Origin of the sequence: Kaistella palustris DSM 21579 (genome assembly GCF_000422265.1) — a bacterium.
GTDB classification, from domain to species: Bacteria; Bacteroidota; Bacteroidia; order Flavobacteriales; family Weeksellaceae; genus Kaistella; species Kaistella palustris.
On the sequence record NZ_AULL01000013.1, the window covers coordinates 136,863 to 162,949 of the forward strand.

At 41.9% G+C, this 26,087-nt stretch carries 26 protein-coding genes; 17 read left to right on the plus strand and 9 right to left on the minus strand.

The features are described from left to right. Positions 1 to 119 precede the first annotated feature (119 nt). A complete protein-coding gene (locus H562_RS14625) occupies positions 120 to 500 on the minus strand; it encodes a hypothetical protein (RefSeq protein ID WP_051190385.1) in 381 nt (126 codons plus the stop codon). 208 nt (positions 501 to 708) lie between these two features. Between H562_RS14625 and lysS the strand changes: the two genes are divergently transcribed. From lysS to H562_RS0104050, 4 genes are all read left to right on the plus strand, one after another. Continuing rightward, a complete protein-coding gene (gene lysS / locus H562_RS0104035; protein WP_027376329.1) occupies positions 709 to 2,409 on the plus strand; it encodes a lysine--tRNA ligase in 1,701 nt (566 codons plus the stop codon). A gap of 217 nt (positions 2,410 to 2,626) precedes the next feature. Next, positions 2,627 to 4,561, plus strand: a complete 1,935-nt coding sequence (gene gyrB / locus H562_RS0104040) for a DNA topoisomerase (ATP-hydrolyzing) subunit B (RefSeq protein ID WP_027376330.1) — start codon at positions 2,627 to 2,629, stop codon at positions 4,559 to 4,561. A 138-nt stretch (positions 4,562 to 4,699) separates the two neighbouring features. Further along, the gene (locus H562_RS0104045) at positions 4,700 to 5,512 is read left to right on the plus strand and encodes a DUF3298 and DUF4163 domain-containing protein (RefSeq protein ID WP_027376331.1); all 813 of its coding nucleotides are present in this window, start codon (positions 4,700 to 4,702) and stop codon (positions 5,510 to 5,512) included. Between the two features lie 45 nt (positions 5,513 to 5,557). Then, positions 5,558 to 6,409, plus strand: a complete 852-nt coding sequence (locus tag H562_RS0104050) for a diacylglycerol/lipid kinase family protein (protein ID WP_027376332.1) — start codon at positions 5,558 to 5,560, stop codon at positions 6,407 to 6,409. 18 nt (positions 6,410 to 6,427) lie between these two features. On the opposite strand, the gene H562_RS0104055 is transcribed toward H562_RS0104050, so the two are convergent. Genes H562_RS0104055 through H562_RS0104080 form a run of 6 tightly spaced genes read right to left on the minus strand, consistent with a single transcriptional unit; the run spans position 6,428 to position 11,361 of the window. Further along, entirely contained in the window at positions 6,428 to 7,729 is a 1,302-nt protein-coding gene (locus H562_RS0104055; protein WP_027376333.1) for a cryptochrome/photolyase family protein, read from the minus strand. Then, on the minus strand, positions 7,719 to 8,375 hold the full coding sequence (locus H562_RS0104060; RefSeq protein WP_051190387.1) for a MarR family winged helix-turn-helix transcriptional regulator: 657 nt from the start codon (positions 8,373 to 8,375) through the stop codon (positions 7,719 to 7,721). Before H562_RS0104060 ends, H562_RS0104055 begins: the two co-directional genes overlap by 11 nt. 2 nt (positions 8,376 to 8,377) lie before the next feature. After that, positions 8,378 to 9,073 carry an SDR family NAD(P)-dependent oxidoreductase gene (locus H562_RS0104065; protein WP_027376335.1) on the minus strand — a complete coding sequence of 232 codons (696 nt, stop codon included), beginning with the start codon at positions 9,071 to 9,073 and terminating at the stop codon, positions 8,378 to 8,380. A gap of 29 nt (positions 9,074 to 9,102) precedes the next feature. Continuing rightward, positions 9,103 to 9,378 (minus strand): TIGR03643 family protein, encoded by a 276-nt coding sequence (locus H562_RS0104070; protein WP_027376336.1) that lies wholly within the window; start codon positions 9,376 to 9,378, stop codon positions 9,103 to 9,105. Beyond that, the gene (locus H562_RS0104075; protein ID WP_027376337.1) at positions 9,362 to 10,693 is read right to left on the minus strand and encodes an ABC1 kinase family protein; all 1,332 of its coding nucleotides are present in this window, start codon (positions 10,691 to 10,693) and stop codon (positions 9,362 to 9,364) included. Before H562_RS0104075 ends, H562_RS0104070 begins: the two co-directional genes overlap by 17 nt. After that, positions 10,693 to 11,361 (minus strand): TetR family transcriptional regulator C-terminal domain-containing protein, encoded by a 669-nt coding sequence (locus H562_RS0104080; RefSeq protein ID WP_027376338.1) that lies wholly within the window; start codon positions 11,359 to 11,361, stop codon positions 10,693 to 10,695. Before H562_RS0104080 ends, H562_RS0104075 begins: the two co-directional genes overlap by 1 nt. An 87-nt stretch (positions 11,362 to 11,448) precedes the next feature. Here H562_RS0104080 and H562_RS0104085 point away from each other — a divergent pair, with 87 nt between their 5' ends. From H562_RS0104085 to H562_RS0104115, 7 genes are read left to right on the plus strand one after another with little or no spacing between them, the layout of a single operon-like run. Next, positions 11,449 to 12,930, plus strand: coding sequence for a phytoene desaturase family protein (locus tag H562_RS0104085; protein WP_027376339.1), 1,482 nt, complete (start codon positions 11,449 to 11,451; stop codon positions 12,928 to 12,930). After that, positions 12,923 to 13,768: a phytoene/squalene synthase family protein gene (locus H562_RS0104090; RefSeq protein WP_034690639.1), complete on the plus strand. Its 846-nt coding sequence runs from the start codon at positions 12,923 to 12,925 to the stop codon at positions 13,766 to 13,768. Before H562_RS0104085 ends, H562_RS0104090 begins: the two co-directional genes overlap by 8 nt. Beyond that, positions 13,768 to 14,226, plus strand: coding sequence for a hypothetical protein (locus H562_RS15330; protein WP_051190389.1), 459 nt, complete (start codon positions 13,768 to 13,770; stop codon positions 14,224 to 14,226). Before H562_RS0104090 ends, H562_RS15330 begins: the two co-directional genes overlap by 1 nt. 1 nt (position 14,227) lies before the next feature. Further along, positions 14,228 to 14,701, plus strand: coding sequence for a sterol desaturase family protein (locus H562_RS0104100; RefSeq protein ID WP_027376341.1), 474 nt, complete (start codon positions 14,228 to 14,230; stop codon positions 14,699 to 14,701). A 3-nt stretch (positions 14,702 to 14,704) separates the two neighbouring features. After that, positions 14,705 to 15,409, plus strand: coding sequence for a lycopene cyclase domain-containing protein (locus H562_RS0104105; RefSeq protein WP_027376342.1), 705 nt, complete (start codon positions 14,705 to 14,707; stop codon positions 15,407 to 15,409). A 1-nt stretch (position 15,410) separates the two neighbouring features. Next, positions 15,411 to 15,899, plus strand: coding sequence for an SRPBCC family protein (locus H562_RS0104110; RefSeq protein ID WP_027376343.1), 489 nt, complete (start codon positions 15,411 to 15,413; stop codon positions 15,897 to 15,899). Next, a complete protein-coding gene (locus H562_RS0104115; RefSeq protein WP_027376344.1) occupies positions 15,896 to 17,323 on the plus strand; it encodes an SDR family oxidoreductase in 1,428 nt (475 codons plus the stop codon). Before H562_RS0104110 ends, H562_RS0104115 begins: the two co-directional genes overlap by 4 nt. Positions 17,324 to 17,491: 168 nt before the next feature. Here the strand turns inward: H562_RS0104115 and H562_RS0104120 are convergent, their stop codons facing one another. Then, complete coding sequence (locus H562_RS0104120; protein WP_027376345.1) at positions 17,492 to 18,097, minus strand: Crp/Fnr family transcriptional regulator; 606 nt, start codon at positions 18,095 to 18,097, stop codon at positions 17,492 to 17,494. Positions 18,098 to 18,115: 18 nt separating this feature from the next. After that, positions 18,116 to 19,801, minus strand: coding sequence for a gamma-glutamyltransferase (gene ggt, locus H562_RS0104125; protein ID WP_027376346.1), 1,686 nt, complete (start codon positions 19,799 to 19,801; stop codon positions 18,116 to 18,118). A gap of 214 nt (positions 19,802 to 20,015) precedes the next feature. Between ggt and H562_RS0104130 the strand changes: the two genes are divergently transcribed. From H562_RS0104130 to H562_RS0104155, 6 genes are all read left to right on the plus strand, one after another. Then, on the plus strand, positions 20,016 to 20,990 hold the full coding sequence (locus tag H562_RS0104130) for an NAD-dependent epimerase/dehydratase family protein (protein ID WP_027376347.1): 975 nt from the start codon (positions 20,016 to 20,018) through the stop codon (positions 20,988 to 20,990). 539 nt (positions 20,991 to 21,529) lie between these two features. After that, positions 21,530 to 23,131 (plus strand): GEVED domain-containing protein, encoded by a 1,602-nt coding sequence (locus tag H562_RS0104135; protein ID WP_084466323.1) that lies wholly within the window; start codon positions 21,530 to 21,532, stop codon positions 23,129 to 23,131. A gap of 128 nt (positions 23,132 to 23,259) precedes the next feature. Further along, positions 23,260 to 23,601, plus strand: coding sequence for a 30S ribosomal protein S6 (gene rpsF / locus H562_RS0104140; RefSeq protein ID WP_027376349.1), 342 nt, complete (start codon positions 23,260 to 23,262; stop codon positions 23,599 to 23,601). Between the two features lie 26 nt (positions 23,602 to 23,627). Next, positions 23,628 to 23,930 (plus strand): 30S ribosomal protein S18, encoded by a 303-nt coding sequence (gene rpsR, locus H562_RS0104145; protein WP_027376350.1) that lies wholly within the window; start codon positions 23,628 to 23,630, stop codon positions 23,928 to 23,930. Between the two features lie 127 nt (positions 23,931 to 24,057). Continuing rightward, positions 24,058 to 24,576: a 50S ribosomal protein L9 gene (gene rplI / locus H562_RS0104150; RefSeq protein WP_027376351.1), complete on the plus strand. Its 519-nt coding sequence runs from the start codon at positions 24,058 to 24,060 to the stop codon at positions 24,574 to 24,576. 117 nt (positions 24,577 to 24,693) lie between these two features. Next, positions 24,694 to 26,082, plus strand: coding sequence for a chloride channel protein (locus H562_RS0104155; protein ID WP_027376352.1), 1,389 nt, complete (start codon positions 24,694 to 24,696; stop codon positions 26,080 to 26,082). The last annotated feature ends 5 nt before the right edge of the window (positions 26,083 to 26,087 follow it).

The window sequence follows — 26,087 nt, forward strand, 5'->3', positions numbered from 1 at the left end:
CAATGACCGACAGTCACATACAAGTGATTTGTTCAATTTATCTTATTAAACCAAGATACAGGCGACGGGGACCGAAATCAACAGATCCGGCGGTCATCAGGTTTTAGAAAGACTTTGAATTAAATTTTGGGAGGTTCCCAAATAGGAATTAAGATGGAAGGATACCGATGATCAGAATAACAAAAATTGGTTGATTCCTCCACGAAGATCAGCCGTTCGATTTTCAGCAATTGCTTTTCGGGTGGCACATTCGGCGTAACGGAAACAGAGGAAAAGTCATGCGTCTTAAACGGCAATTTCATGTCCTGCCTGTAATCTGCATCTAACTGCTGCTCGTCAACATAATGGATTATAAGGAAATCGGCGAGTGAAAGTTCAGGATTTTCGGATTTATGCGAAACGTAATGTTCAATGAGGTTCGGAAGTTTCGTCAGTTGGTTGACCTCTGTGAAGGTAGAGAGGTATGCAAAGAGAAACAGATAAACGATCCACTTTTTCACATTGTAAAATTAGCCATAATTTCCGTTAATAGTAACCGCAGTTCTCAATTTGTAATGGTTATAAGGAATGACTTTCATCAACCCAAAAAAATTGTCGCCGGGTTTCGAACTGTTTAGCGGGTAAATCTACAATCGTGCGGACTTTGCAATCTTTCCAATTTCTGCAAAAATATTCGTAAATTTGCGTTCTTAAAAAAATGCCGAAATAATGCAGTTATCAGAACAGGAAATCATACGCCGGGAAAAACTCCAGACCCTTGAAAAAATGGGTATCAACGCGTTTCCAGCGGAAGAATATAAAATTACAGACACCACCAAATCCATCAAAGAAAATTTTGCAGATGGTAAAAAAGTTACCATCGCCGGCCGCCTGATGAGCCGCCGGATTCAGGGTAAAGCAAGTTTTGCCGAACTGCAGGATTCCGAAGGAAAAATACAGGTCTATTTCAACCGCGATGAAATATGCACAGGTGAGGATAAATCGCTGTACAATGAGGTGTACAAACATCTTCTGGATATCGGTGATATCATCGGTATCGAAGGTGAACTTTTTACAACACAGGTGGGCGAAATGACGGTAAAAGTAACTGCTTTCAAAATCTTAACTAAATCTTTGCGTCCGCTGCCATTACCGAAAGTTGATGCCGACGGAAATATTTTTGATGGTTTCAACGATCCGGAACTGCGATACAGACAGCGTTATGTTGATCTGATCGTAAATCCTCATGTAAAAGAAACTTTCCTGAAAAGAACGAAACTCTACAATGCAATGCGTCAGTTCTTCAACGATGCAGGTTATATCGAGGTAGAAACTCCTGTTCTGCAGGCGATTGCCGGCGGTGCTGCTGCAAGACCTTTTATGACGCACCACAACGCGCTGGATATTCCGTTGTATATGAGAATTGCCAACGAATTATATCTGAAAAGGCTGATCGTGGGTGGTTTTGACGGCGTGTACGAGTTCTCGAAAAACTTCCGTAATGAAGGCATGGACCGCACGCATAATCCGGAATTTACCGTGATGGAGATTTATGTAGCCTACAAAGACTACAACTGGATGATGGATTTTACCGAAAAAATGATCGAACATTGCGCCATCGCAGTAAACGGCACAACAGATGCCAGGTTTGGCGAGCAGGAAATCAGCTTCAAAGCGCCTTATGCAAGAGTTTCGATGACTGAGGCCATATTAAAATACACGGGTTTCGACATTACCGGAAAATCCGAGCAGGAACTTTTTGATTTTGCAAAATCAATCGGAATTGAGGTTGATGAAACAATGGGCAAAGGAAAACTCATCGATGAAATTTTTGGTGAGAAATGTGAAGGTAATTTTATACAGCCGACTTTCATCACAGATTATCCTGTGGAGATGTCGCCATTAACAAAAAAACACCGCAGCAAAGAAGGATTGACCGAACGTTTTGAATTAATGGTTTGTGGAAAAGAAATCGCAAATGCCTACTCCGAATTAAATGATCCGATCGACCAGCGAGCGCGTTTTGAAGACCAGTTATTACTCGCCGAAAAAGGCGACGATGAAGCCGGCCAGTTTATAGACGAAGACTTTCTGCGTGCGCTGGAATACGGCATGCCTCCTACTTCCGGCATGGGAATCGGCATGGACCGCTTGATCATGTTTTTAACCAATAATCCATCAATTCAGGAAGTCCTGTTTTTCCCACAAATGAAACCGGAAAAATCTGCACCGGCATTTGAGCTGGACGACGATGAAAAAAAGATTCTTGAGATCCTGAAATCCCAGCAAGAAACAATGACCTTGGGGTTGGTAAAGGAAAAAAGCCAGCTTTCCGGAAAAAAGTGGGACAAAGCCACGAAAAACTTAACAAAATATAATTTGGTTAAAGTGGAAAAGACCGATGACCAGGTTTATATGAAAGTCCTGTAAAAAGCAATTCCTACAATTAAATATCCTCAGTTTTTTGGGGATTTTTTTTGCACGTTATGCCGCATATTTTACGGTTTGTTTACTTTCCTGTTCCAACAAAATTCAGTATATTTGTGGGTCTTTTGACTTCATACAAAAGGTAGAAAATTAAACCAAAATTTAATTAAAATTCAGAAGAAATGTCGGGGCAGAAATCCCTACGACAAATAAAAATATTATGAGCCAAAAAGAATATACAGCGAGCAGCATCCAGGCATTGGAAGGCATGGAACACGTAAGGTTAAGACCTTCAATGTACATCGGTGATGTGGGAGTTCGTGGTTTGCACCATTTAGTTTACGAAGTCGTAGATAATTCAATTGATGAAGCTTTAGCCGGACATTGCGACACTATTTCAGTCACCATACACGAGGGAGAATCCATTACCGTAAAGGATAACGGCCGCGGAATTCCTGTAGACATGCATGAGAAAGAACAGAAATCCGCGCTCGAAGTTGTAATGACCAAGATTGGCGCAGGTGGTAAATTCGATAAAGATTCCTATAAGGTTTCCGGCGGTCTGCATGGCGTTGGTGTTTCTGTGGTTAATGCGCTTTCAACCTCTCTTGTGGCAACTGTAAACCGCGACGGCAAGGTGTATCAGCAAAAATATTCTGTCGGAAAACCGCTGGAATCTGTTACCGAGATTGGCGTGACCGATGAAAGAGGAACCGAAGTTTTCTTTCAGCCCGATGACAGCATTTTTCAGGAGATCGTTTTCAGCTACGATACTTTGGCGAGCCGCCTGCGCGAACTTTCATTTCTGAACAGAGGAATCAGTATTTCTTTGACTGATGAGAGGCTTGTAGACGAAGAAGGTGTGGTAAAACATGAAGTCTTCTATTCCGAAGGCGGTTTAAAAGAATTTGTAGAATATATCGACGGGAACCGCGAAAGCATCATGAACAATGTGATCTTTATGGAAGGTGACAAAGATGATATTCCCGTAGAAGTCGCCATGCGCTACAACACCTCATATACAGAGAATCTGCATTCTTATGTGAATAATATCAACACTCACGAGGGTGGAACGCACCTGGCAGGTTTCCGAAGAGCTTTAACAAGAACCCTGAAGAAATTTGCGGATGAACTCGGACTTCCCGCCAAAGAAAAAGTTGAAGTGACCGGTGATGACTTCCGTGAAGGACTGACCGCCGTGATTTCTGTAAAGGTGATGGAACCACAGTTTGAAGGCCAAACCAAAACAAAGCTTGGTAACTCCGAAGTTTCCGGTGCGGTTGATAAGATCGTAGGCGAAATGCTATCGAACTTTTTGGAGGAAAATCCTAACGAAGCCAAAATTATCGTGCAGAAAGTCGTGTTGGCTGCCAAAGCGCGACAGGCTGCGAAAAAAGCACGTGAACTTGTACAGCGCAAATCCCCGATGGGCGGAAGTGGATTGCCCGGAAAGCTTTCCGACTGCTCGTCAAAAGATCCGGAGATCTCTGAACTCTTCCTTGTTGAGGGTGATTCCGCAGGTGGAACTGCAAAACAGGGCCGTGACCGACATTTCCAGGCGATCCTTCCGCTGCGTGGTAAGATTCTGAACGTGGAGAAATCAATGGTTCACAAAGTTTACGATAACGAAGAAATTAAAAATATCTACACGGCACTCGGTGTTTCAGTAGGAACGGAAGAGGACAGCAAAGCATTAAACATCAGCAAATTAAGATATCACAAAGTCGTGATTATGACCGATGCTGATATCGATGGTTCGCATATTTCGACTTTGATCCTCACCTTCTTCTTCCGTTATATGAAGGAACTGATCGAGAACGGCTACATCTATATAGCGCAGCCACCGCTTTACCTGCTGAAAAAAGGCAATAAAAAGGTATATGCTTACAACGAAAAAGAACGCGAGGAATTAACGCTGGAAATGGCGCCGGACGGAAAAGGCGTGGAACTGCAGCGGTACAAAGGTCTTGGGGAAATGAATCCTGAGCAGCTTTGGGACACCACGCTGAATCCGGACAACCGAATTCTGAAACAGATCACCATCGATTCGCTGGCTGATGCCGATAACGTTTTCTCGATGCTTATGGGCGATGAAGTACCGCCACGCCGCGACTTTATCGAGAAGAACGCGATCTATGCAAAAATCGACGTGTAAACCTTATTAAAACTTACTTAAAGCTGTTCTTCCGGGAGCAGCTTTTTTTTGACCTTCGTATAACGTCCGGTATCGACTTTTTATCTTTAAAGTTAAATTCTATTTTTCCGGATAAATTCTTTTTCATTACTTTTAAAGATGAAAAATTTAGTTCTGGTTTCGGCGGCCCTTTTCGCATGTACAATAAGTTGTAAAAAATCAACCGTGCTTTCTACGGAGCCGCCTGCTGCCCAAAAAGATTCTTTACGCCGCATACCTCAATTCGTGGTCGATTCTGTAAAAATCAACGATTCTCTTGCATTGAATCCCAACCTCACGGCAAGTTTTGAAAAATCACTGCTTGTATTTCCGACTGTTAAAAACAAGGCTCTGCTCGATTCTATTTATGCGCGCGAAAACATTCACGCAGAAAATTTCACCAAGGCCGATCTGCTCGCTGCGGCAGAAAATCAAAAAGAGAAATTCTATACCGACACCAGGAAATCGCTGGCGCAGTATACACCTGTTTCAAAACAGATCTGGAGCAACAGTTCGCGAATGAAGGTTTTTTCGAATGACCGAAATATCCTCACCATAAAATATTCCGGCGATGGATTTACCGGTGGCGCACACGGCTATTATTATGAATTCTATAAGGTTTTTGACCTTCAGAAAAACAAAACTATTCATCTTTCGGATATCATTAAGGTGCAGAACCAGAAAATCTGGGGCAGAATTCTCATGGACAATTTCCTGAATAACGACCTGGAAAAAGGACAGAGTAAAATGCTGCTGGTAAAGGAAATTCCGCTGACAGAAAATTTTTATTTCGATGCTGAAAATCTGTATTTTCTGTACAATCAATACGAGATTACGGCGTACGCTGCCGGCACAGTGCTGATCAAAGTTCCACTAACGGATATAAAACCATTTCTGACTGCAGATTTCAAGAAAAAACTGGATTTGAACTAACCTTAGCAAACGCTTTGTCAACTTGTTTCTCTATTTTTGCAACCCATGGAAAAAGTCGCGTTTATCATCAATCCGTTTTCGGCACACAAAAATTACGAACCGTTTCTGGAGGCGCTGCGCCAGAAAGTTACAGATCCGCAAATTTACATTTCAGATTCCGTGCATGGAACGGAACAGTTTATAGCTGATCATTTCGAAAAGGTGGATGTGTTTGTGGCAGTTGGTGGCGACGGCACTATTTCTTCGGTGGCAAAAAAACTTATTAACACCGATAAAATTCTTGGGATTTTTCCTGCCGGTTCGGGCAATGGCTTCTCACGGGAAACTGATTTCAGCACAAATCTGGCAGAACTTCTAAAAAAAATAAATACCAGGGATTTCCGCGAGATCGATACTTTTAAAGTGAATGATGAACTTTCAATTAACGTTTCTGGCACAGGTTTCGACGGCGAAGTGGCAAAGAATTTTGAGAAAACCAGTCGGGGCTTCGCCAATTATATTAAAGTTTCCATTCAGACATTCTTCAATTTTAAACCGCTTAAAGTAAAGTTCACTGCGCCTGAATTTCAAAAACACAATGGCGATTATCTGATGGTGAATATTGCCAATACACGCCAGTTCGGCAACAACGCATTTATCGCGCCACACGCAAGTACGGTTGACGGTTTGGCCGAGGTTGTTCTTGTAAAAAAGTTCTCACTTTTATACGGCACTCAGTTCGCCTTGAAAATGTTTACAGGAAAATTAAAGCAGGACCGAAAAGTCACTTACCTTTCGGTGCCGGAAATCAGCTTCTCCACGGACAGCAGCGCCTGGCATCTCGATGGTGAATATCGCGAAATTCCGTCGCCCATCCACATCAAAGTGCTGCCGAAAAGTTTAAAAATTCTGATTTAAAAAAAGTTTTCAAAGTTATTATTCTTCTGCCAAACCACTTTTGTACGCGTCCAGAGCGCGTTGCCGCGCGAATTTGTGGTCGACCATCGGTTTGGGATAAGCGGAAGTGCCAAATTCATTCACCCACTTTTTGATATATATAAATTCAGGATCGAATTTTTTCTGCTGCGATTCCGGATTGAAAATTCTGAAATAAGGCGCCGCATCGCAGCCACTGCCGGCGCTCCACTGCCAGTTGCCGTTATTGGCCGATAAATCATAATCCAGAAGTTTTTCTGCAAAATAGGCTTCGCCAATCCCCCAGTCCATCAGTAGATGTTTGGTAAAAAAGCCTGCACACACCATCCTAACACGGTTATGCATAAATCCGGTTGCGTTCAGTTCACGCATTCCGGCATCTACCAGTGGAAAACCTGTTTTGCCTTGCTGCCATTTTTTTAAATCAGCCTCATCGAAACGCCACTCGATCTGGTCATATCTCGTTTTGAAGGAATGGTGTACCACTTTCGGAAAATGATACATGATCTGCATAAAAAATTCGCGCCAGATGAGTTCTTTCAAATAGGTCTGGCTCAAGCTTCCCGCTTCTCTTGCCAATGTTCTGATGCTTATAGTACCAAACCGCAGATGTACGCTCATTTTCGAGGTTTCTATGGTAGGAAGATTCCTGGTAGCGTGGTATTTTTGCAGTATTTCTGCATTAATCTGCGGAACCTCGAATTTATATCCGGTTGGCGAAAAACCAAGTTTCTGCCATGAGATTTTTTCCCTTTTCTGATCGAGGAGATTCTCTAACAGTTTCCCGCTGAAATAATGTTCGGTTTCTTTTTCGTTAAATTTAATGAGCCACTGTTTTGAGTATGGGGTGAAAACCGTGTACGGTGACTGATCCGCCTTCAGAATATCTTCTTTATGAAAAATCACCTGATCTTTAAATAATTGAAAACCAATACTTTTTAATTCCAAAGACTTTCGAACCTCATCATCACGGCGTATCGCATAAGGTTCATAATCTTCGTTGGCAAAGACGTTTTTAATTTCAAATTCTTCAGTGAGGTCTTTAAATATATTTAACGGTTTTCCGTATAAAACAGAAATTGCCTTCCCTTTATTCTCTAAAAAATCATTCAGCATTTCCAGCGCCTGAACTATAAAATCCACACGTCTGTCTTCTTTATTTTCAAGCTGCGATAAAATATCGGTATCAAAAATAAAGACCGGCAGAACCTTTTCTTCCGAGTTTAAAGCCTGAAAAAGTCCGTGATTATCAATCAGGCGCAAATCCCGCCGAAACCAGAAAACCGAGATTTCATTCCGCATATTCAACCATTTTTAAAATTTCCTGAAGTGCCTCATTTTTACTGTTCAGATACACAGTGTGGTGAAAAGTATTGAGCTTTTTCAGTGAATGCAAAAGTTCTTCCTTTTCCTGAACAGACAGTTTTCCGCACATGATTTTAGAGACTACAGTAATATCTTTCATGGTCTTCAAAAAGACCGTCCTGCCCTTTTCGCTAACTGAAATTCGCGTGCTTCTTTTATCATCTTTGTCAGGACTTTCGCACAAGAGACCGTTTTTTACAAGACGTTTTATAATTTCTATTCCTGTTTGTTTTTCGTGCGCGTTCTTTTCAATAAGCTGCATTTTTGTCAGCGAATCGTAGTCCATTAAACGGAAAAGATAAGTAAAATCCTCGTTGACCAGATCGGGGTTTTCGGCCAAAGCTTTGCGGATCAGCTGTTTTGAATAGCGACCAAGCATGATGACCTGTTTCGCAATCTCATTTTCAAGATCGTAAACCTCCAGCTCAAATTTCTCCGCAAGATTTTTAGGCGCTTCTTTTTCGTAAGCTCTGCGGTTCAGATGTTGGCGGAAATCCTCAACTGTAAACGCGGCTGTGGGTTGCGCTTTCTCAAAAGAATCGATCTCTTTTAAAACATCAATAAAAAAATTGAAATTCACCATCACTATAATTTAATATTTCCCAAACCGCCTTCAACACCAATAATCTGACCTGTCATCCAGGAGCTTTTCTCTGAAACTAAGAATGCAGCGACCTGCGCACTGTCTTCGGGCAAACCAATTCGCTGTAAAGGATGTCTCTTTGCCGAAGCCGCGCGTTTTTCTTCAGTGGAAAGAAGTTGTGCCGCCAAATCCGTATCAGACAGCGAAGGCGCAACGACATTTACACGAATATTAAAAGCGGAAACTTCCGCTGCAAGACTCCTCGCAAAACCTTCCAGCGCCGCTTTGCTCGCGGATATCGACGTATGGAAAGGCATTCCGACTTTCGCAGCTACAGTACTGAAAAGAACGATACTTGCCGAACCGGATCTTTTTAAAGCCGGCAAACACTTCTGTATGACCTTCACCGCACCCAGGAAATTCTGCCGGAAATCCGCTAAAAAATCTTCTTCCGTAAAACGGCTGAAAGGTTTCAGTTTAATGGATCCGGGGCAAAAAACAAGTCCGTGTAATTCTTCTGGCAGGCTCAAATCATCCTTTGGATCAAAGGCGACATCAGCTTCAAAAAATTTTGTATTCAGCGCGTGGAGTTCATCAGTAAGCGTTCTGGAAATGATGTAGAGATTTTCTTTTCTCAAAAGTTCTGCGGTCTTAAACCCAATTCCGCGGCCCGCTCCTGCAATAAGTATATTTTTCATTGATTATGTTTTATAGTTCGTCGGCAATTTTATCTTTTGCTGATGTGATTGCCGGTGATCATTCTCTGCCGGGAGCAGCGAAAACGAGAAATTCCGGCACTTCTTTTAAACAAATGTTTGTGGCTTACGCCCGAGTTGACACGCTTACGCCATAAATTAAAAGAATTTCTTTTCAGCTCTTTTCTCATCAGCGTGATCACGTCTTTTTCATTAAGATCAAATTGATAATTAATGGCTTCGAACGGGGTTCGGTCTTCCCACGCCATCTCAATGACACGGTTGGTTTGTTCAGGGCTTAATATCACTTTTAATAAAGTTTTTGTAATTATCAATAACGATGTCTTGCGCTTTCAGCTCATTCATAAGATTGAAGAGGCCAAAGAACGTCCGGTTCATGTAAATGAAATGCCGTGAGCCGCGGTTGCCGTTCTTGCCTTTGAGCTGCGTGTTTTTCGCGTATTTCTGGCCTAAATCTGCGAGTGCGGAAAAAAAGGCGGGATCCGCAAAATCAAACTTTTCCTCCTGAAAAGGCGTTGTGAACAAATACAGCAACTCATAAAAAATGGTTGTAAAGAATTCCTTTTCATCTTCAGAATCATCAGGTCGTATGATCTCGAGTTCACGGAGTTTTTGATCAAAAAAAACTTTATTGTTTAAATTTTCGCGGCGCGAAAGTTCAAAATATGGAATATAAAAATCCTGCGGAATCGTCTTCATACAGCCAAAATCAATCGCTGTTAAAGTGTTTTCCGGTGACACCAGAAAATTGCCGGGATGCGGATCGGCGTGAACTTTTTTCAAATGATGAATCTGAAACATATAAAAATCCCACAACGCCTGCCCTATTTTGCGGGCCGCTTCAGGATTGGTATTTTCCGCGCAGAAGGTGGAAAGGTGTCGCCCGTGCATCCAGTCCATAGTAATAATGCGGTCGTTGGACAGTTCGGGATAGTAAGTAGGAAAAGTAATATCAGCGAGTGGTTTGCAACTTTTGCTGATCTCTACACTCTGGCGGAGTTCAAGGTCGTAATCTGTTTCCTCCAGGAGTTTATCTTCCACTTCTTTAAAATACTGATCAGAATTTTTTCCCTTGATGTTGAACATGCGCATGGCAATCGGTTTAACGAGCGCCAAATCCGAAGAAATACTGTCGGAAACACCCGGGTACTGAATCTTCACGGCGAGTTCCCTGCCATCTTTCCAGGCTTTGTGAACCTGACCGATACTCGCAGCATTTGTGGATTCCATAGTAAAGCGGTCGAAAAGTTCAGCAGGTTTTTGGCCAAAATAATTTTTAAAGATCTTATTTACAAGAGGTCCGGACAGCGGCGGCACCTGAAACTGAGACAGCGAAAATTTCTCCACATACGCGGCAGGTAAGATATTCTTTTCCATACTGAGCATCTGTGCGACTTTCAGTGCGCTGCCTTTCAGTTCCTTTAAACTGTCGTAAATGTCTTCTGCATTATTTTTATTTAAAGCATCTTTGGCTTCAACTTTGGTTTTTGTGATTTTATCGCCGTAATATTTCAGGTAATTCACGCCCACTTTTGCGCCTGTAGAAATCAGTTTGGTGGCGCGTTCGATCTTACCTGTGGGGATTTTGTTCAGTGTTTTCATTAATGGCTTTTTACTTTTTCATTAAATAGAAATTTGCCCAGATCCAGAAGTTTCTTTAAAGGTTTTACGTCTAAAAGTTCAAAACCCGTGTCGACAGATTTCTCTATAAAAACATCGGTCTTCTCAAAGTTTGGACTTCGGTCATCAAGCCAGAATTTCAACACGGAAAGAAAGTTTCCCCAGATGAGTTCTTCCAGGCTTCTATTTTTTAATTTTTCCAGACGCAGCATATTTTCACTGTCGATATCACTCAGAGGTACAGAAAGTTCCAGACTTTTCACAAATTCTGTAAAATCGGGTTTCAGAGTCCACACTTTTTTCAGTGCTGCGAGATTATTTTCTCGTCCATCTATAAGATAAATGACCAAACTTCTATTGAGCGTGAGCTGTTCAAAAAACGTATAATAAAGAGAGAGCAGCTTATTCTTCGCAGAATCTCCCGGATAACTTTCATCTGTCAGCAGCAGCACAACACTTTCGCGGAAAAAATAGCGCAGGTAATCCTCTTCCAACTGTTCGAGACCTGCGTAAAAACTGTAAAACTCAACTTCGCTCATATTATGGTTTTCGCAGAAAGTATAAACATTGAGTGGCTTTTCATTATGCCGCAGCACATATTTTGAATAAAAATCTAAGATTTGTTCCTTACGTTCATTTATTTTTTTCATAACTTCAATAAATATATTGGACAAAATTAGTAAAAATATTTTCCATTTTAAAAATAAAAGTATATTTTTGTTCCATTAATTACTGTCATGAAAAAAGTTGTCATCATCGGATCCGGATTTTCAGCCCTCGCTGCAGCCTGTTATATGGCGCAGGCAGATCATTCCGTGACGGTCCTGGAGAAAAACGAGCAGCTTGGCGGTCGCGCTTCTCTGTTGGAAATCGATGGTTATAAATTCGATATGGGGCCAAGCTGGTACTGGATGCCGGATATTTTTGAAAGATTTTTTGCTGATTTCGGCAGAAAAGTTTCCGACTATTATGAGTTAAAAAAACTGTCACCAGCCTACAGAGTTTATTTTGGTGAAAATGATTATATCGACATTTCCGATGAGCCCGAAAAAATCATTGAAAAGTTTGAAGAAGTAGAACCCGGAAGCGGCAAACATCTGCGTAAATTCATGGAGGCTTCCCGGAAAAATTACGAGATTGCAATGAAGGACCTTGTATACAATCCCGGAAAATCTGTCCTGGAACTTGTTAACATGGACACCGCGATGAGAGTTCATCTGTTTATGCAAAATATCTCGCAAACGGTGCGCCGAAACATTAAGAATCCTAAACTGCAGAGCATTCTGGAATTTCCGGTTCTGTTTCTGGGAGCAAAACCGCAGAACACGCCGGCATTTTATAACTTTATGAATCACGCAGATTTCGGTTTGGGAACCTGGTATCCGAAAGGTGGATTTAACGCCGTAGCAATGGGAATGGTAAAACTTGCCAAAGAATTCGGTGTTGAATTCTTTGTGGATCAGGAAGTGATCCGCATCGAAACTGAAAATAACCAGGCAAAAGCAGTCCGCACAAAATCCGAAATTTTTGGCGCAGATATTGTAATTTCCGGGGCAGATTACGCACATACCGAAAAACTTTTAACGAAAACAGAAAAAAATTATCCGCCTGAATATTGGCAAAAGAAAGTTTTTGCACCTTCTGCCTTTCTGTATTATGTAGCTTTCGACCGAAAGGTTCCGGAACTCCAGCACCACAATCTTTTTTTTGATACCGATTTTGGGAAACATGCCGTTGAAATTTATGATGAACCTCAACTGCCGACAAACCCTTTGTTTTACGCGAATTTTTCATCAAAAACCGATACGGATTTATGTCCGCCGGGAAAAGAAGTGGGATTTTTCCTGATTCCTGTGGCGGTTGATCTGGAGGATAATGCGGAGATCCACGAGCGGTATTTTGAGCTGATAATGGACCGCATACAAAAGAACGTGGGCGTAGACTTGCGGGGTTCGGTACGCTTTAAAAAAAGTTTCGGGGTGCAGGATTTTAAAGAACGGTATAACTCTTGCCGCGGTAACGCGTACGGTTTGGCAAATACACTTTTACAGACATCGGTTTTGCGGCCGGGCATCAGTAACAAAAAAATCAAGAACCTTTTCTACACCGGCCAACTGACCGTTCCCGGCCCCGGAGTTCCGCCGGCATTAATTTCCGGAAAAGTAGTAACCGATTATATTCTACATCAACAAAAGCACAATTTTTCTCCCCATGAATAATCTAGAAATTTTCAACTCGCTGTGCGGACTTTCATCGAAGATGGTCACTGCGAAATACAGTACGTCATTTTTTCGGGCATCTTCGCTTTTTCATCCGGAAATCCGGCAGCATATCTACAACATTTATGGATTCGTGCGATTTGCAGATGAGATCGTAGATACCTTTCACGATTACGATAAGGTAAAACTGATGGCTGAGTTTGAAAGCAATTACAAAACGGCACAGGAAAACCGAATCTCCATGAATCCAATTCTGCACTCGTTTTGCCTGACGCAGCGTGAAAAAAACATTCCCCAGCATCTGGTGGATGCGTTTCTGCATTCAATGAAAATGGATCTGGGTGAAATTAAAAACCTGAACGACGAAAAGTACCAGGAATATATTTATGGCTCGGCTGAAGTGGTGGGCTTAATGTGTCTGAAAGTTTTTGTAAATGGAAACGAGGAGGAATATGAGAAATTAAAACCTTACGCACAAAGCCTTGGTGCTGCTTTTCAGAAGATCAATTTTTTGCGCGACATCAATGCTGATTTTAATGATCTCAACCGGACATATTTTCCCGGGGTAGATTTTGCCAACTTTTCGCTGGAAGATAAAATGACCATTGAAAAAGATATTGCAAACGATTTTGCACACGCAAAAATTGGGATTAAAATGTTGCCGATATCCAGCAAACTCGCGGTTTTCATGGCCTTTAAATATTACTTTAATCTTTTAAAAAAAATAAAAAGAACTAAACCGGAACTTTTGATGACCAAAAGAATCCGCGTTTCGAACGCGAGAAAAATGTATCTTTTCGGCGAAATGATCGTCAACAAAAATTTGAATCTCCTTTAATGAAAAGAATTGCAGTAACGGCTTTTTTAAGTATTTCGGGAATCATGCTGTCACAAAATTTAAAAGAATACCGAACGATGCTGAAATCCGGCGAAAACTCCGAGAGATCAGCAAAACTTCTGATAGAAAAATCTACAGCAGCATTTGAAAAAACCGGCGAGCCTTTATATGGTGGCTTTCTGGCAGTAGGCAATTTCTATATGGCAAAACACGCCTTTAACCCGCTGAAGAAAATGTCTTATTTTAATGAAGGAAAAGCTAAACTTGAAAATGCGGTAAAAGCAGATCCAAAAAATCTGGAGATCCGCCTGATGCGCCTGATCACGCAGGAAAATGCACCGCGGATCCTGGGTTATAACCAACATATTGCGGAAGACCGGAATTTCCTCATCAGAGAATACCGCAATACGCCGGACAGTGATTTGAAGGTGTACATTCAGCAATATTTAAATCTATAAAATGGAAATTACAGCATATATCCTGCTTACTCTGGGTGTTTTCGTACTGATGGAAGGCGTTACCTGGCTCACGCACAAATTTGTGATGCATGGTTTGGGCTGGTATTTTCACGAGGATCATCACCAACCCGGATATCCACATGTTTTCGAAAAAAATGACGCTTTTTTTGTGGTGTTCGCAATCCCGACTATGCTTTTGTTTTACTTCGGAACGCGGGACGGAATTAATGCCATGTTTTTTATAGGCCTGGGAATTCTGCTGTACGGCATGGCGTATTTTCTGATCCACGATGTGCTGATCCACCGCCGTTTCAAATGGTTCGACAATACGAACAACTGGTATTTGCGCGGTTTACGGAAAGCGCATAAAATGCACCATAAACATTTGGGGAAGGAAGAGGGCGAATGCTTCGGTATGTTGTTCGTGCCATTAAAATATTTTCGGGAAGCGCGATTATCAATTCAAAAAAAATAAATTTTGCAGTCTTATTACTATTTACTTTTAGATGTTTTCAGTTTTTTGATCCCGTTTCTGTTTAGTTTTGAAAAGAAGAGAATGCACTTCATTCAACACTGGAAAGCTTATTTCACGGCGATATTCTCCGTGGGAATTTTTTTTATACTCTGGGACAGTTACTTTGCATACCGGAATGTATGGGGATTTAATGATGAATACCTGATCGGCGTGCGGCTGCTGAAATTACCGCTGGAAGAGTGGCTTTTCTTTCTTTTGATTCCGTATGCAAGTGTTTTCATTCATTATTCTTTAAAATATTTTTTTCCTAAAGTCATATTGCCGGCAAAGGTTGCACAGGCGGTCACCTACCTTCTGTTTATGATCGGTCTGGCGCTTACCGTTTATAATTATGATAAGATATACACCTTTTGCTGTCTTGGTTTATTTACTGTTTTAATGTTGCTGCAGCTCATTTACAAATGGAAATATGCGCGGCGTTTCTATATAAGTTTTATCTTTATTTATATCCCTTTTTATTTTGTAAACTGCGCACTTACAGGCAGTTATTCCGATAACCCGGTTGTGTATTACGACAACTCCGAAAATCTGGGAATACGTGTGGGAACAATGCCGCTGGAAGACAGTTTCTACTGCTTTACCCTGCTCTACGCTATTGTTTTGGTATTTGAATATTTAAAGACAAAAAAACCTTTTGCTACGAAATAAAATGATGAAGATCAGTCTTAAAAAACAATCCGGCATTTACACGCTGACCTCTGAGCAGATTCTGCCGATCTCTCTGCAAAAAGCTTGGGCATTTTTTACCGTTCCTACGAATCTGGATAAGATCACACCAAAGGAAATGGCATTCGAGATCACAAACAGTCCACCACCTAAAACATACAGAGGCCAGATCATTACCTATAAAATTGGGATTTTACCATTTATAAAATCAAACTGGATTACAGAAATAACTCATTTTGAAGAGGAAAAGTTTTTCGTAGATGAACAGCGTTTCGGACCTTATGCGATGTGGCACCACGAGCATCATTTTGAAGAACTGCCGGACGGAAAGGTTAAGATGACCGATATTGTAAATTTCAAAATGCCTTTCGGAATTTTTGGCGATATTTTTGCGGGCAGTTTTGTAAAAAATAAAGTAATATTTATTTTTAAAAGTCGCTACACTATTCTCGAAAAATACTTAACCTCATGAAAATTTTTCTCACCGGCGTTACTGGTTATATCGGCAAAAGACTGCTCATACAGCTTTTGGAGGAAGGCCACCAAGTGGTATGTTCTGTCCGCGATAAAAACCGCTTCAGTCTTCACCTCTTTAAAAATAACCTTGATCAGATAGAAGTAGTAGAAAACGATTTTCTGGATGAGAAAACACTGCAAAATATTCCGAAGGATATCGAAGCGGCTTACTACCTGATCCACTCCATGACTTCGAGCGATGGCGATTTCATGGAAAAAGAAAAAATTTCTGCAGAAAATTTTAAGAACTCTCTTGAAAAAACCCAGGTAAAGCAAGTGGTTTTTTTAACAGGTATCATTAATGAAGAAAAACTGTCGAAACATCTGAAGTCCCGCAAGAATGTAGAAGAAGCGCTGCAAAGTCCTGTTTACAGTCTAACCTCGCTGCGCGCCGGCATCATAGTTGGCTCCGGAAGTGCCTCATTCGAAATCATTCGCGATCTTATTGAAAAGCTGCCCATTATGATTACGCCGAAGTGGCTCAATACCAAATGCCAGCCCATTGCAATACGGAATGTGATGCAGTTTCTGGTGGGTGTTTTAGGTAAAGAATTTACTTACAATCAGCATTACGACATTGGCGGAACAGATGTTTTAACGTATAAGCAGATGTTGCTGCAGTACGCAGAAATCCGTGGGCTGAAACGGCATATTTATACAGTTCCGGTCATGACGCCGCGTCTGTCATCGTACTGGCTTTATTTCGTAACTTCTACAAGTTATTTCCTTGCCAAGCATTTGGTTTACAGCATGAAGGTTGACGTAGTTGCGGAAAAGAACAATCTTGCAGAAAAGCTCGGCATACACCTTTTCTCTTACAGTGAAGCGATCCGTATGGCTTTTGACAAGATCAAGCAGAATGATGTGCTTTCCAGTTGGTACGATTCATTTAGCAACCAGTTTCATACCCGGCAGGTTTGGCAGTACCTGGAAGTCCCCGATGAGGGTTGCTACAAGGACATACGCGAAATAAAAGTGGACGATGAACAGGCAACTGTAGAGCGTATCTTCAGCATCGGTGGAAAAACCGGCTGGTATTACGCTGATTTTCTGTGGCGTATACGTGGTTTTCTCGATAAACTTTTCGGTGGCGTTGGTCTGAACCGTGGGCGGCGAAATTACAGCAGCCTTGAAGCGGGTGATTCTGTAGATTTTTGGCGTGTACTGTTTGCAGATAAGGCTGAAAAAAGGCTTTTGCTGTTTGCTGAAATGAAAGTCCCGGGCGAAGCCTGGCTGGAATTCCGCGTGAAGAATGGTGTTCTGCATCAGGAAGCCACATTCCGGCCACTTGGATTATCGGGACGACTTTACTGGTATTCCGTATTGCCTTTTCACGGACTTATCTTTAACGGAATGCTGAAAAAACTTGCCGGCAAATAACTGAATCAGAAAACTCAGCCGTTTGCTGTATCGGTATCACTTCAAAACTAAAACATTGAAGAAAACTATACAACAAAGGCAAGTTTGCTGGCGTAATCAAATTTTTCATCGTGTTCTAAGAATCTCTGCGAAGATAAAATACTTTGCAAATATTCTTCTTAACATATGTTAACCCAGCTCTTTATTTCGCTTTTCTTTCCTTATTCTTGATAAATGTACAGCCGAAATGTTCAGCCAGGATGCTAGATGTTTAAGCGGCACCACATCCAGATACCGCGCACAGTAACTTTCTATGAGTGCATAATTATCCGAAGCGCTGTTAAAACTGAATATATCCCGAAAGTGAAGCACATTACAGTAATGTTCTTCCATCACCTGCAGCCCAAACAGCGCCCAGTCGTGGTATTGCGCGTAAAGTGTCATGAGGCTTTGTCTGTCGATGGCATACACGGCGGAATCTTCGTAACAGTAAATATCGCATTTGCTCGGTGCCAGTGTGCGGAAGCTTTCGTAGTCCGTAATCACCGTTTTTTCGGGTTCCAGCCAAATTGTTTTCTCATCACCATCGCTGTTTACAAAATAGCAGCGCGTAATCGAGTCTTGTACCATAAAAATATTGGCGCAGATCTCGCCAGCTTTCAGTATGCGGTCGCCCGCAGAACATTGGCGCACCCGGAAAAGGTCTGCACCAATCTTTAACACTTCCGGGTCGAAATCCGGTTTATACGAAAGTATTTTTTCTCTGATAAACTTTTTGTGATGTTCTTCCTGCATTACTTAGTTTTTCCTGTATTATTCTGCAGCCACGCTGTCATCGCCACGGCCGTCGGCAACTGCAACTGCATTTCCATTTTCATCGATCACAATCATTTCAGTACGCCCGATTTGCTGCACGCGCTCAATTTTGTAATTCATTTTTTCGAGGTCCGCGATCGTGGTTTCGGGAAAACCTTTTTCGACCATCACCGATTCCGGCAGCCACTGGTGGTGAAATTTCGGCATGTTCACGCTCATATTGGGACTGAGTCCAAAATCAATGGTATTCACAACAGATTGGTACACCGATGTGGGAATTGTAGTTCCGCCCGGCGTTCCGACAATTATGTAAGGTTTGCTGTTCTTCAGCACAATCGTTGGCGTCATGGAACTCAGCATTCTTTTTCCGGGTTGAATTGAATTGGCCTCGCCACCCACTGCACCAAACATATTTGGTACGCCCGGCTTTACAGAGAAATCATCCATTTCATTATTCAGAAAAAATCCTGCGCCCGAAACCATTACTTTGCTGCCATACAAACCGTTGAGTGTCGTGGTCACGGCCACTGCATTTCCCTCTTTATCAATGATTGAAATATGCGTGGTCTCAGTAGATTCCGACTGCTGTGCAGTAATTTTACCCACTGCTGCGCTTGGCGTTGCTGAGTTTTTATTAAAGGTTTTCCAGCGGTTTTGTAAATAATCCCTGGATATCAACATTTCTGTCATATCTGTAATGAAGGACGGATCGCCCATAAATTCTGCTCTGTCCGCAAATGCACGCCGCTCCGCTTCGATCATGATCTGGGTAGCTGCAGTAGAGTTATGCTGGTATTTTCCAATATTTTCGAAGCCGCTCATGGTCAGCATTTGTGCCAACAAAATTCCACCGCTCGAGGGCAGCGGCATGGACATAATTTCGTGTCCTTTATAATTAAAGATGAGCGGTTTTCTTTCGGCAACGCGGTAATTTTTAAGATCATTTAAAGTAATTATTCCGTTCCCTCTATTCATTTCCGCTGTAATAAGTTGTGCGGTTTCACCTTCATAAAAACCCTTCATTCCTGATTTCTGGATTCTTCTTAAAGTTTCCGCAAGATCTTTTTGAACCAGAATATCACCTGCTTTCCACGGCAAATTTTTCTGAAAAACCGTGGTTTTTCTGTTGTATTCATCGAAGTTCTTACTTTCACTATTCAGTAGGTTAGCCTCTTTTTCGGTAAGTGCAAAACCATTGTCTGCCAGGTCGATTGCCGGTTGTATCAGTTTTTCCATCGGAAGTTTCGCATATTTCAATGTTGCAAAAAATCCTGCCACAGAGCCCGGCACACCTACTGCAAGCCGTCCGTTCTGGGATAGATCTGTATTTGCCCTGCCGTTTTTATCAAGATACATATCCCGTGAGGCGCGTTCGGGTGCGGTCTCGCGGAAATCGAGTGTAAATTTTTCACCATTATTTTTTACACCAACCAAAAAACCGCCACCACCGATATTGCCGGCCTGCGGATAAACAACGGCAAGTGCATACTGCGTGGCAATTACTGCATCGAATGCATTTCCGCCCATCTTCATGATCTTCGCGCCGGCTTCACTGGCAAGCGGATGTGCAGAAACCACAAGTCCTTTATCCTTGGTGTGAATTTCTTTTATAATATTAATATCAGTGAACTGGGCAAATGTAACAAGCGGTAACCAGAAAAAAAGAAAGAGGAATTTTTTCATGTGCGAAATTTTCTCAAAAATAAGAAAAGCCCGATAATTTGGGCAGGAATTTATATTTTTTCGGACGCCATTAATAAAAAATTTAGAAAATGATGAATATAAATCGGAGCAAACCGCCATTTATATAAAAATTACAAAAACAGGCCGGCATGCAAGAAGTATTTCCAATGCCCGCGTAATTTTTTTTAAATTTGTGCAACCTAAAAATTTTCACATGAAATCCGAAACGGAAAAAATTCTCATCACCGGTGCACTCGGTCAAATTGGTACAGAACTCACAAACCGACTTGTAGAAATACACGGGGCGGAAAACGTTGTCGCTTCCGGCCTTGACCGCTGGGACAAGAATCTTACTTCGGCCGGATTTTATGAAAGAATGGATGTTACAAATACCCAGCTCGTGCGGCAGGTGATCAAGGATTATGAGATCACCACAGTTTACCACCTGGCTTCTTTACTTAGCGGCACATCGGAAAAGCAGCCACTGTTCGCCTGGAAACTTAATCTGGAGCCGCTGATCAACTTCTGTGAAATGGCAAAAGAGGGTCTGCTGCAGAAAATTTTCTGGCCCAGTTCGATCGCGGTTTTTGGGAAGGGAATTCCGAAAAATAATGTGGGTCAGGATGTGGTTTTAAATCCTACCACGGTTTATGGAATCTCTAAAATGGCCGGCGAGAAATGGTGCGAATATTACCACGACCATTACGGTGTAGATGTCCGCAGCATCCGCTATCCAGGTTTAATTTCATGGAAGACTCCGGCCGGCGGCGGAACTACAGATTATGCCGTCGAAATTTTTTATGATGCTCTGGAAGACGAAAAATACACGAGTTTCATAAGTGAAGATACAGCCATGCCTATGCTTTATATGGATGATGCGATTAAAGCGACTTTAAATCTAATGGAAGCGCCACAGGAAAACCTGAGTGTACATACTTCCTATAATTTAGGCGGCTTATCCTTTACCCCAAAAGAGCTTGCGGAAGAGATCAAAAAGGAAATACCCGCTTTTACGGTAGACTATAAAACGGATTTCCGACAGGCGATCGCGGATTCATGGCCGGCTTCGATTGATGATTCGGTGGCGAAAAAAGACTGGGGTTTAACTTATGATTTCGATATGAGCGCGATGGTAAAAGATATGCTGAAAAATTTACGCGTAAAGCTGGATATTCCGAAAAAAAACTGACACCCGATATCACTTAACTAACCTCCACTTATACTTATAAGTTTACGTAAAAAAACTTCTTTAGTAAAAAGAGGACGTTTCGGTCGAACTGTGATTTTTGACCTGCCTTTCTGTTTTCTTTCAGTCTCAAAATTTTTTATTAAAAGTTTGCGGATCAAAGTGAATGTGCTGTTACGGCTGCGTGTTTCTCTGCGTTAATGGCAAAATCACAGATTTGTCCTGTAAAGCTGGTGATTTACGGTTTATGGTTTACGTTCAACTTCCAGACTCCCGAATAAGAAAGTACGGCGTGTTTTTTTGATTTGAATACCTGTTCCCACAAGCAACGTAACGCCTTTAATAAAAGATAACGAACCTGAACTCGATTTCACTCATTGTATTTTTTGCACAAACGGTCTGCTAGCCGGTAGTACAGTCTTATGAAATCCATAACTAATTTTAAAATTAAGTGCGGATTTGTAAAATAATCCCAACTTATATTGCGTAATTCATTTGTGTTTGTTACATTTGGTAGATGTGTAACCCTAAAAATTTTAGTTATGAAAAAAATTCTACTATTTGCCTCTATGTGGGCAATCCCAATGTTTGGCTTTGGCCAGACTTTGCTCTCAGAAAACTTTCAGACCGGAACACTACCCGCGACCTGGACGGTAATACAAACCAATACCGCGGAAACCTGGCACGTTGAAGACCCTTTAGGAGGAACCGATTACAGAGCAACTGTAAATTATGATCCCGCTCCGGCCGCTCAGAACGAAATGCTGGTAAGTCCTTCACTGGACTTTACCGGGTATGCGAATTTTGTGCTCAAAGCGCAGATCGGATTAAGCTATTACTGGGCAGTTACGCCCGAGAATAATTATGATGTTTTTATAAAAGTCTCAACGGACAACGGCGCCACCTGGACTCAGGTCTGGTCAGAAGTTGATCTCGGCGTTTTTACCAATTGGGTGATGAATCCCGTAACGGTAAATTTGGCTGCATACGCGGGCAAACCTAACGTGAAGATCGCATTTCAATATGTAGGAAATGATGGTGCTGCGCTGTATGTAGATAACATCACGGTAACCGTGCCGGCAGGAACCGCGCCAAACTGTGCTACTCCCGTTTCACCGGCAAACGCCGCCACGGGAATTAACTATACGGCTCCGGTCCCATTGACCTGGACCGCACCGGCAACCGGAAGTACTGCAGAAAGTTACGATATCTATCTGGACACGAATCCCAACCCTACCACATTGATTGGAAATTCGACTTCTACCACCTTCAATGCCACCGGACTGGCCGGATCAACCACTTATTACTGGAAAGTAATTGCTAAAAACGGAGCCGGTGCTGCCACAGGCTGTACAACCTATTCCTTCACCACTTCTGCAAATCCGTTTGCACCATATTGTGGCCCGCTGGTGTATTCCAACGGTGTGGAACCGATCACTTCAGTATCTTTTGGAGGCATGACGAACACTTCAGCAGCTGCCGTGGGTGGAACCAATGCGCACGAACTATTCCTGGACAAGATAGCGACTGTTCGTCAGGACGGCACATTTGAAATCAGACTTCAAGGGAATACCGATGGTGGATTTACAAATAAATTCATTGTGTTTATCGACTGGAATCAGGATGGCGACTTTCTGGATGCGGGCGAAACCTATTTTGATACAGCAGCAACTACACTTCAGATTGTAGGATCTACGGGTGTTGATGGTAAAGAAGCCGTTGGCAACATTGTAGTTCCGGCCGGCGCACTTTTAGGAAATACGAGAATGCGGATTAAGAAAAACTTTGGTTCTACATTCTATCCAAATCCTTGTTTCTCCGCTGGTACACTTGCGGCAGGAACCAACACGGGTTTTGGCCAGGCGGAAGACTACACCGTGACTGTAGAAGAGAAACTCGGTGTCTCTGCGGCCTCGAAAGCGAAAATGATGTTGTATCCTAATCCTGTGAAAGATATTCTGCACATCAATTCAGATGGTCAGGCAGTTACTGAGGTTTCGTTCTGGTCGGTTGACGGCAAACTGGTGAAATCAGTAAAAGCAGAAGCGAAAAACATCGATGTAGACACACTTCCGAAAGGCGTTTATATCGTAAAAGTTAAAACTGCGGAGACTGAACAATCCTTCAAAGTGATCAAAGATTAAATTTTTTCAGGTATTTAATGATGAAAGGTTGCCGCGAGGCAGCCTTTTTTATTTTACTGCAGCGTTGGTGGTTCAGAAAAATAATCTTACTTTTGCACCTTGAAATAATTAACAAATATTCTAACATTATGAACAATTACGAAACTGTTTTCATTTTAACTCCCGTTCTATCTGACGCACAGGTGGAGGAAGCAGTAAAAAAGTTTGAAGATCTACTGACTTCAAACAATTGCGAAATCGTTGCCAAAGAAAATTGGGGACTTAAGAAATTGGCTTATCCTATTCAGTTGAAGAAGAATGGCTTTTACACTTTGATCGAGTTCAAAGGTGAGGGAAGCGTAGTGGCAGACCTGGAAACCGCGTACAAACGTGACGAAAGAGTGATCCGCTATTTAACAACCAAACTGGATAAACATGCAATTGAGTATGCAATCACCAGAAGAACAAAAGTGAAAACTGCGAAAGCATAATTTTAATCCCTTAAAAAAGCAAAGACATGGCAATAGATGATATGGCTAAACAAGCCTCAGCAGGCGGAGAATCCGAAGTAAGATTTTTAACTCCACTTGACATTAATACAAAATCGGAAAAAAAATATGACCGATTCAAAAAATACGGAATCAAACATGTGGATTACAAAGATCCTAACTTTCTTCTTCAGTTCGTAAACGAGCAGGGTAAAATTTTGCCAAGAAGATATACAGGAACCTCTTTAAAATACCAAAGAAAAGTTTCCGCAGCAATCAAGAGAGCAAGACATTTGGCAATGATGCCTTACGTAGCCGACTTATTGAAATAAAAATTGCAATTAGCCTAAACATCTGTTTTAGGCTTTTGTTGCTGAATTCATATTAAAAATTCTAACGCAGCGCTGAGAAAGCTAAAATTATAAAACGGCACTCAGAACTCATAAACGGACAACAACAATGGAAATTATCTTAAAAAAAGACGTAGAAAACTTAGGACTTGAATTCGATACGATCGATGTGAAGCCGGGTTACGCAAGAAACTATTTATTACCACAAGGTTTGGCACTTCTTGCAACTCCAAAAAACAAAGCAGCTCTGGAAGCTACTCTGGAAGAGAGAAAAGAAGTTGAAGCTCAACTGATCGCTGACGCAAACAAAATTGTAGAACAGTTGAAAAACACCAAAGTAACCATCGCTACCAAAGTGGGTTCAGGTGACAAACTTTTCGGTTCTATCAATAACGCTAACCTTTCAGAAGAACTTTCGAAAGCTGGTGTTCAGGTTGATAAAAAATATATCAAGATTCCTGGAAACACAGTGAAGAGAACCGGTAAAGTAACTGCAAACATCAGACTACACAGAAATGTGGAACATGAATTCGAATTCGAGATCATTTCTGATGCGCCGGTAGAAGTAGCGCCAAAAGCCGCTCCTGCTCCTAAAAAAGTTGAAGAAACACCTGCTGAAGAAGCGTAAGATGTTTTAGAAGTTATAAGATCCGGTCTCGTTTGCATGCAAATGGGACCGGATTTTTTTTGTTAAAAATCTCACCTCTCAATTAAATTTTAATTATTAAAGTAATAATTTTGGCTTATGCTAAAAATCTTTGTTTATGTGCGTAACAGCATAAAACATGCATTTGACAATTTACACAACGAAAGACTGAAGTATAACCTGCTGCAGGCGGTTCCGTTCTGGATAGGCTCCCTGATCACAGGAATTTTCGCAGTTCTCTACGCCAAAGCATTCGTTTGGGGCGAAAAACTCATGAATCTTATCTTCGACTGGCATGCATGGATGATCTTCATAATTGCACCGGTAGGATTTGTATTATCGTGGTGGCTGGTAAAAGAATTTGCGCCTTACGCCAAGGGCAGCGGAATTCCCCAGGTAATGGCCGCCGTAGAACTGGCCAATCCGAAAGAGCATAAAAAAATCCGTCATCTCCTCAGTTTAAAAGTAATTGTTTTTAAAGTCCTTTCGAGTCTCGCACTTATTTTGGGCGGCGGTGCAATTGGACGCGAGGGACCTACGATTCAGATCGCCGGCTCAGTTTTCCGGAAAGTCAATGAATATTTACCGGACTGGTGGCCGAAGATATCCAAGAAAAATATGATCCTTACCGGCGCCGCGGCAGGTCTTTCTGCTGCCTTCAACACGCCATTGGGCGGAATTGTATTTGCGGTGGAGGAACTTTCGAAAACGCATATCAACTATTTTAAAACAGCGCTTTTTACGGCCGTGATCATTGCAGGTCTTACCGCGCAGACTCTTGCTGGTTCTTACCTTTACCTCGGTTATCCGAAAACTTCAGATGTGACTTTAAGTGTAATGTTCCCGGTGATTCTGGTCGCAGGAATTGCAGGTATTTTAGCCAGTCAGCTTTCGGTTCTTATGCTAAAGATCAGCGCATGGAATAAATCATTAAAAACAGACAGAGAAAAAATTATATTCCTGGTTTGCTGCGCCTTACTTCTCGCTTCACTGGCTTATTTTGTAAACCGCGAGATCTTAGGGTCCGGGAAAATAATTATGGAGCGCACGCTTTTTACCGAAGACAAGCATGAAGACTGGTATATGCCGTTCTTCCGGATGATTGGACCGGCACTGTCCTTCACTTCAGGTGGTGCGGGCGGGATTTTTGCACCGGCGCTGTCAGCAGGTGCCTCGGTTGGTTCTGTAGTTTCGGGACTTATACATCTAACACCACACGAATCCAACGTTGTAATTCTGGCGGGAATGGTAGCATTTCTTACCGGAATCACGCGTGCTCCCTTTACCTCCGCCATTATCGTTTTGGAGATGACCGACAGACACTCGCTTATTTTCCATTTAATGCTTGCAGGCATGGTTTCTTCTTTAATTTCGTTAATGGTGAGCAAACACTCACTCTATGATTATCTGAAAGAGTCCTATCTTGAAGAACTTCGTGCCGAGCAAAAACTTATTGAAAATAAAACACAAAAAAACCCGCAGATTTAATTTGC

Bases quoted from the DNA above. Each gene is read 5' to 3' on its own strand.
- H562_RS0104080 (WP_027376338.1), bottom strand. From the start codon at position 11,361: ATGAAAAAAATAAATGAACGTAAGGAACAAATCTTAGATTTTTATTCA.
- lysS (WP_027376329.1), top strand. From the start codon at position 709: ATGCAGTTATCAGAACAGGAAATCATACGCCGGGAAAAACTCCAGACC.
- H562_RS0104075 (WP_027376337.1), bottom strand. From the start codon at position 10,693: ATGAAAACACTGAACAAAATCCCCACAGGTAAGATCGAACGCGCCACC.
- H562_RS0104090 (WP_034690639.1), top strand. From the start codon at position 12,923: ATGAATAATCTAGAAATTTTCAACTCGCTGTGCGGACTTTCATCGAAG.
- H562_RS0104135 (WP_084466323.1), top strand. From the start codon at position 21,530: ATGAAAAAAATTCTACTATTTGCCTCTATGTGGGCAATCCCAATGTTT.
- H562_RS0104110 (WP_027376343.1), top strand. From the start codon at position 15,411: ATGATGAAGATCAGTCTTAAAAAACAATCCGGCATTTACACGCTGACC.
- H562_RS0104115 (WP_027376344.1), top strand. From the start codon at position 15,896: ATGAAAATTTTTCTCACCGGCGTTACTGGTTATATCGGCAAAAGACTG.
- rpsR (WP_027376350.1), top strand. From the start codon at position 23,628: ATGGCAATAGATGATATGGCTAAACAAGCCTCAGCAGGCGGAGAATCC.
- H562_RS0104065 (WP_027376335.1), bottom strand. From the start codon at position 9,073: ATGAAAAATATACTTATTGCAGGAGCGGGCCGCGGAATTGGGTTTAAG.
- rpsF (WP_027376349.1), top strand. From the start codon at position 23,260: ATGAACAATTACGAAACTGTTTTCATTTTAACTCCCGTTCTATCTGAC.
- H562_RS0104050 (WP_027376332.1), top strand. From the start codon at position 5,558: ATGGAAAAAGTCGCGTTTATCATCAATCCGTTTTCGGCACACAAAAAT.
- H562_RS0104155 (WP_027376352.1), top strand. From the start codon at position 24,694: ATGCTAAAAATCTTTGTTTATGTGCGTAACAGCATAAAACATGCATTT.
- H562_RS0104045 (WP_027376331.1), top strand. From the start codon at position 4,700: ATGAAAAATTTAGTTCTGGTTTCGGCGGCCCTTTTCGCATGTACAATA.
- ggt (WP_027376346.1), bottom strand. From the start codon at position 19,801: ATGAAAAAATTCCTCTTTCTTTTTTTCTGGTTACCGCTTGTTACATTT.
- H562_RS0104060 (WP_051190387.1), bottom strand. From the start codon at position 8,375: ATGGTGAATTTCAATTTTTTTATTGATGTTTTAAAAGAGATCGATTCT.
- H562_RS0104130 (WP_027376347.1), top strand. From the start codon at position 20,016: ATGAAATCCGAAACGGAAAAAATTCTCATCACCGGTGCACTCGGTCAA.
- H562_RS0104120 (WP_027376345.1), bottom strand. From the start codon at position 18,097: ATGCAGGAAGAACATCACAAAAAGTTTATCAGAGAAAAAATACTTTCG.
- H562_RS0104100 (WP_027376341.1), top strand. From the start codon at position 14,228: ATGGAAATTACAGCATATATCCTGCTTACTCTGGGTGTTTTCGTACTG.
- H562_RS15330 (WP_051190389.1), top strand. From the start codon at position 13,768: ATGAAAAGAATTGCAGTAACGGCTTTTTTAAGTATTTCGGGAATCATG.
- H562_RS0104055 (WP_027376333.1), bottom strand. From the start codon at position 7,729: ATGCGGAATGAAATCTCGGTTTTCTGGTTTCGGCGGGATTTGCGCCTG.
- rplI (WP_027376351.1), top strand. From the start codon at position 24,058: ATGGAAATTATCTTAAAAAAAGACGTAGAAAACTTAGGACTTGAATTC.
- H562_RS0104085 (WP_027376339.1), top strand. From the start codon at position 11,449: ATGAAAAAAGTTGTCATCATCGGATCCGGATTTTCAGCCCTCGCTGCA.
- gyrB (WP_027376330.1), top strand. From the start codon at position 2,627: ATGAGCCAAAAAGAATATACAGCGAGCAGCATCCAGGCATTGGAAGGC.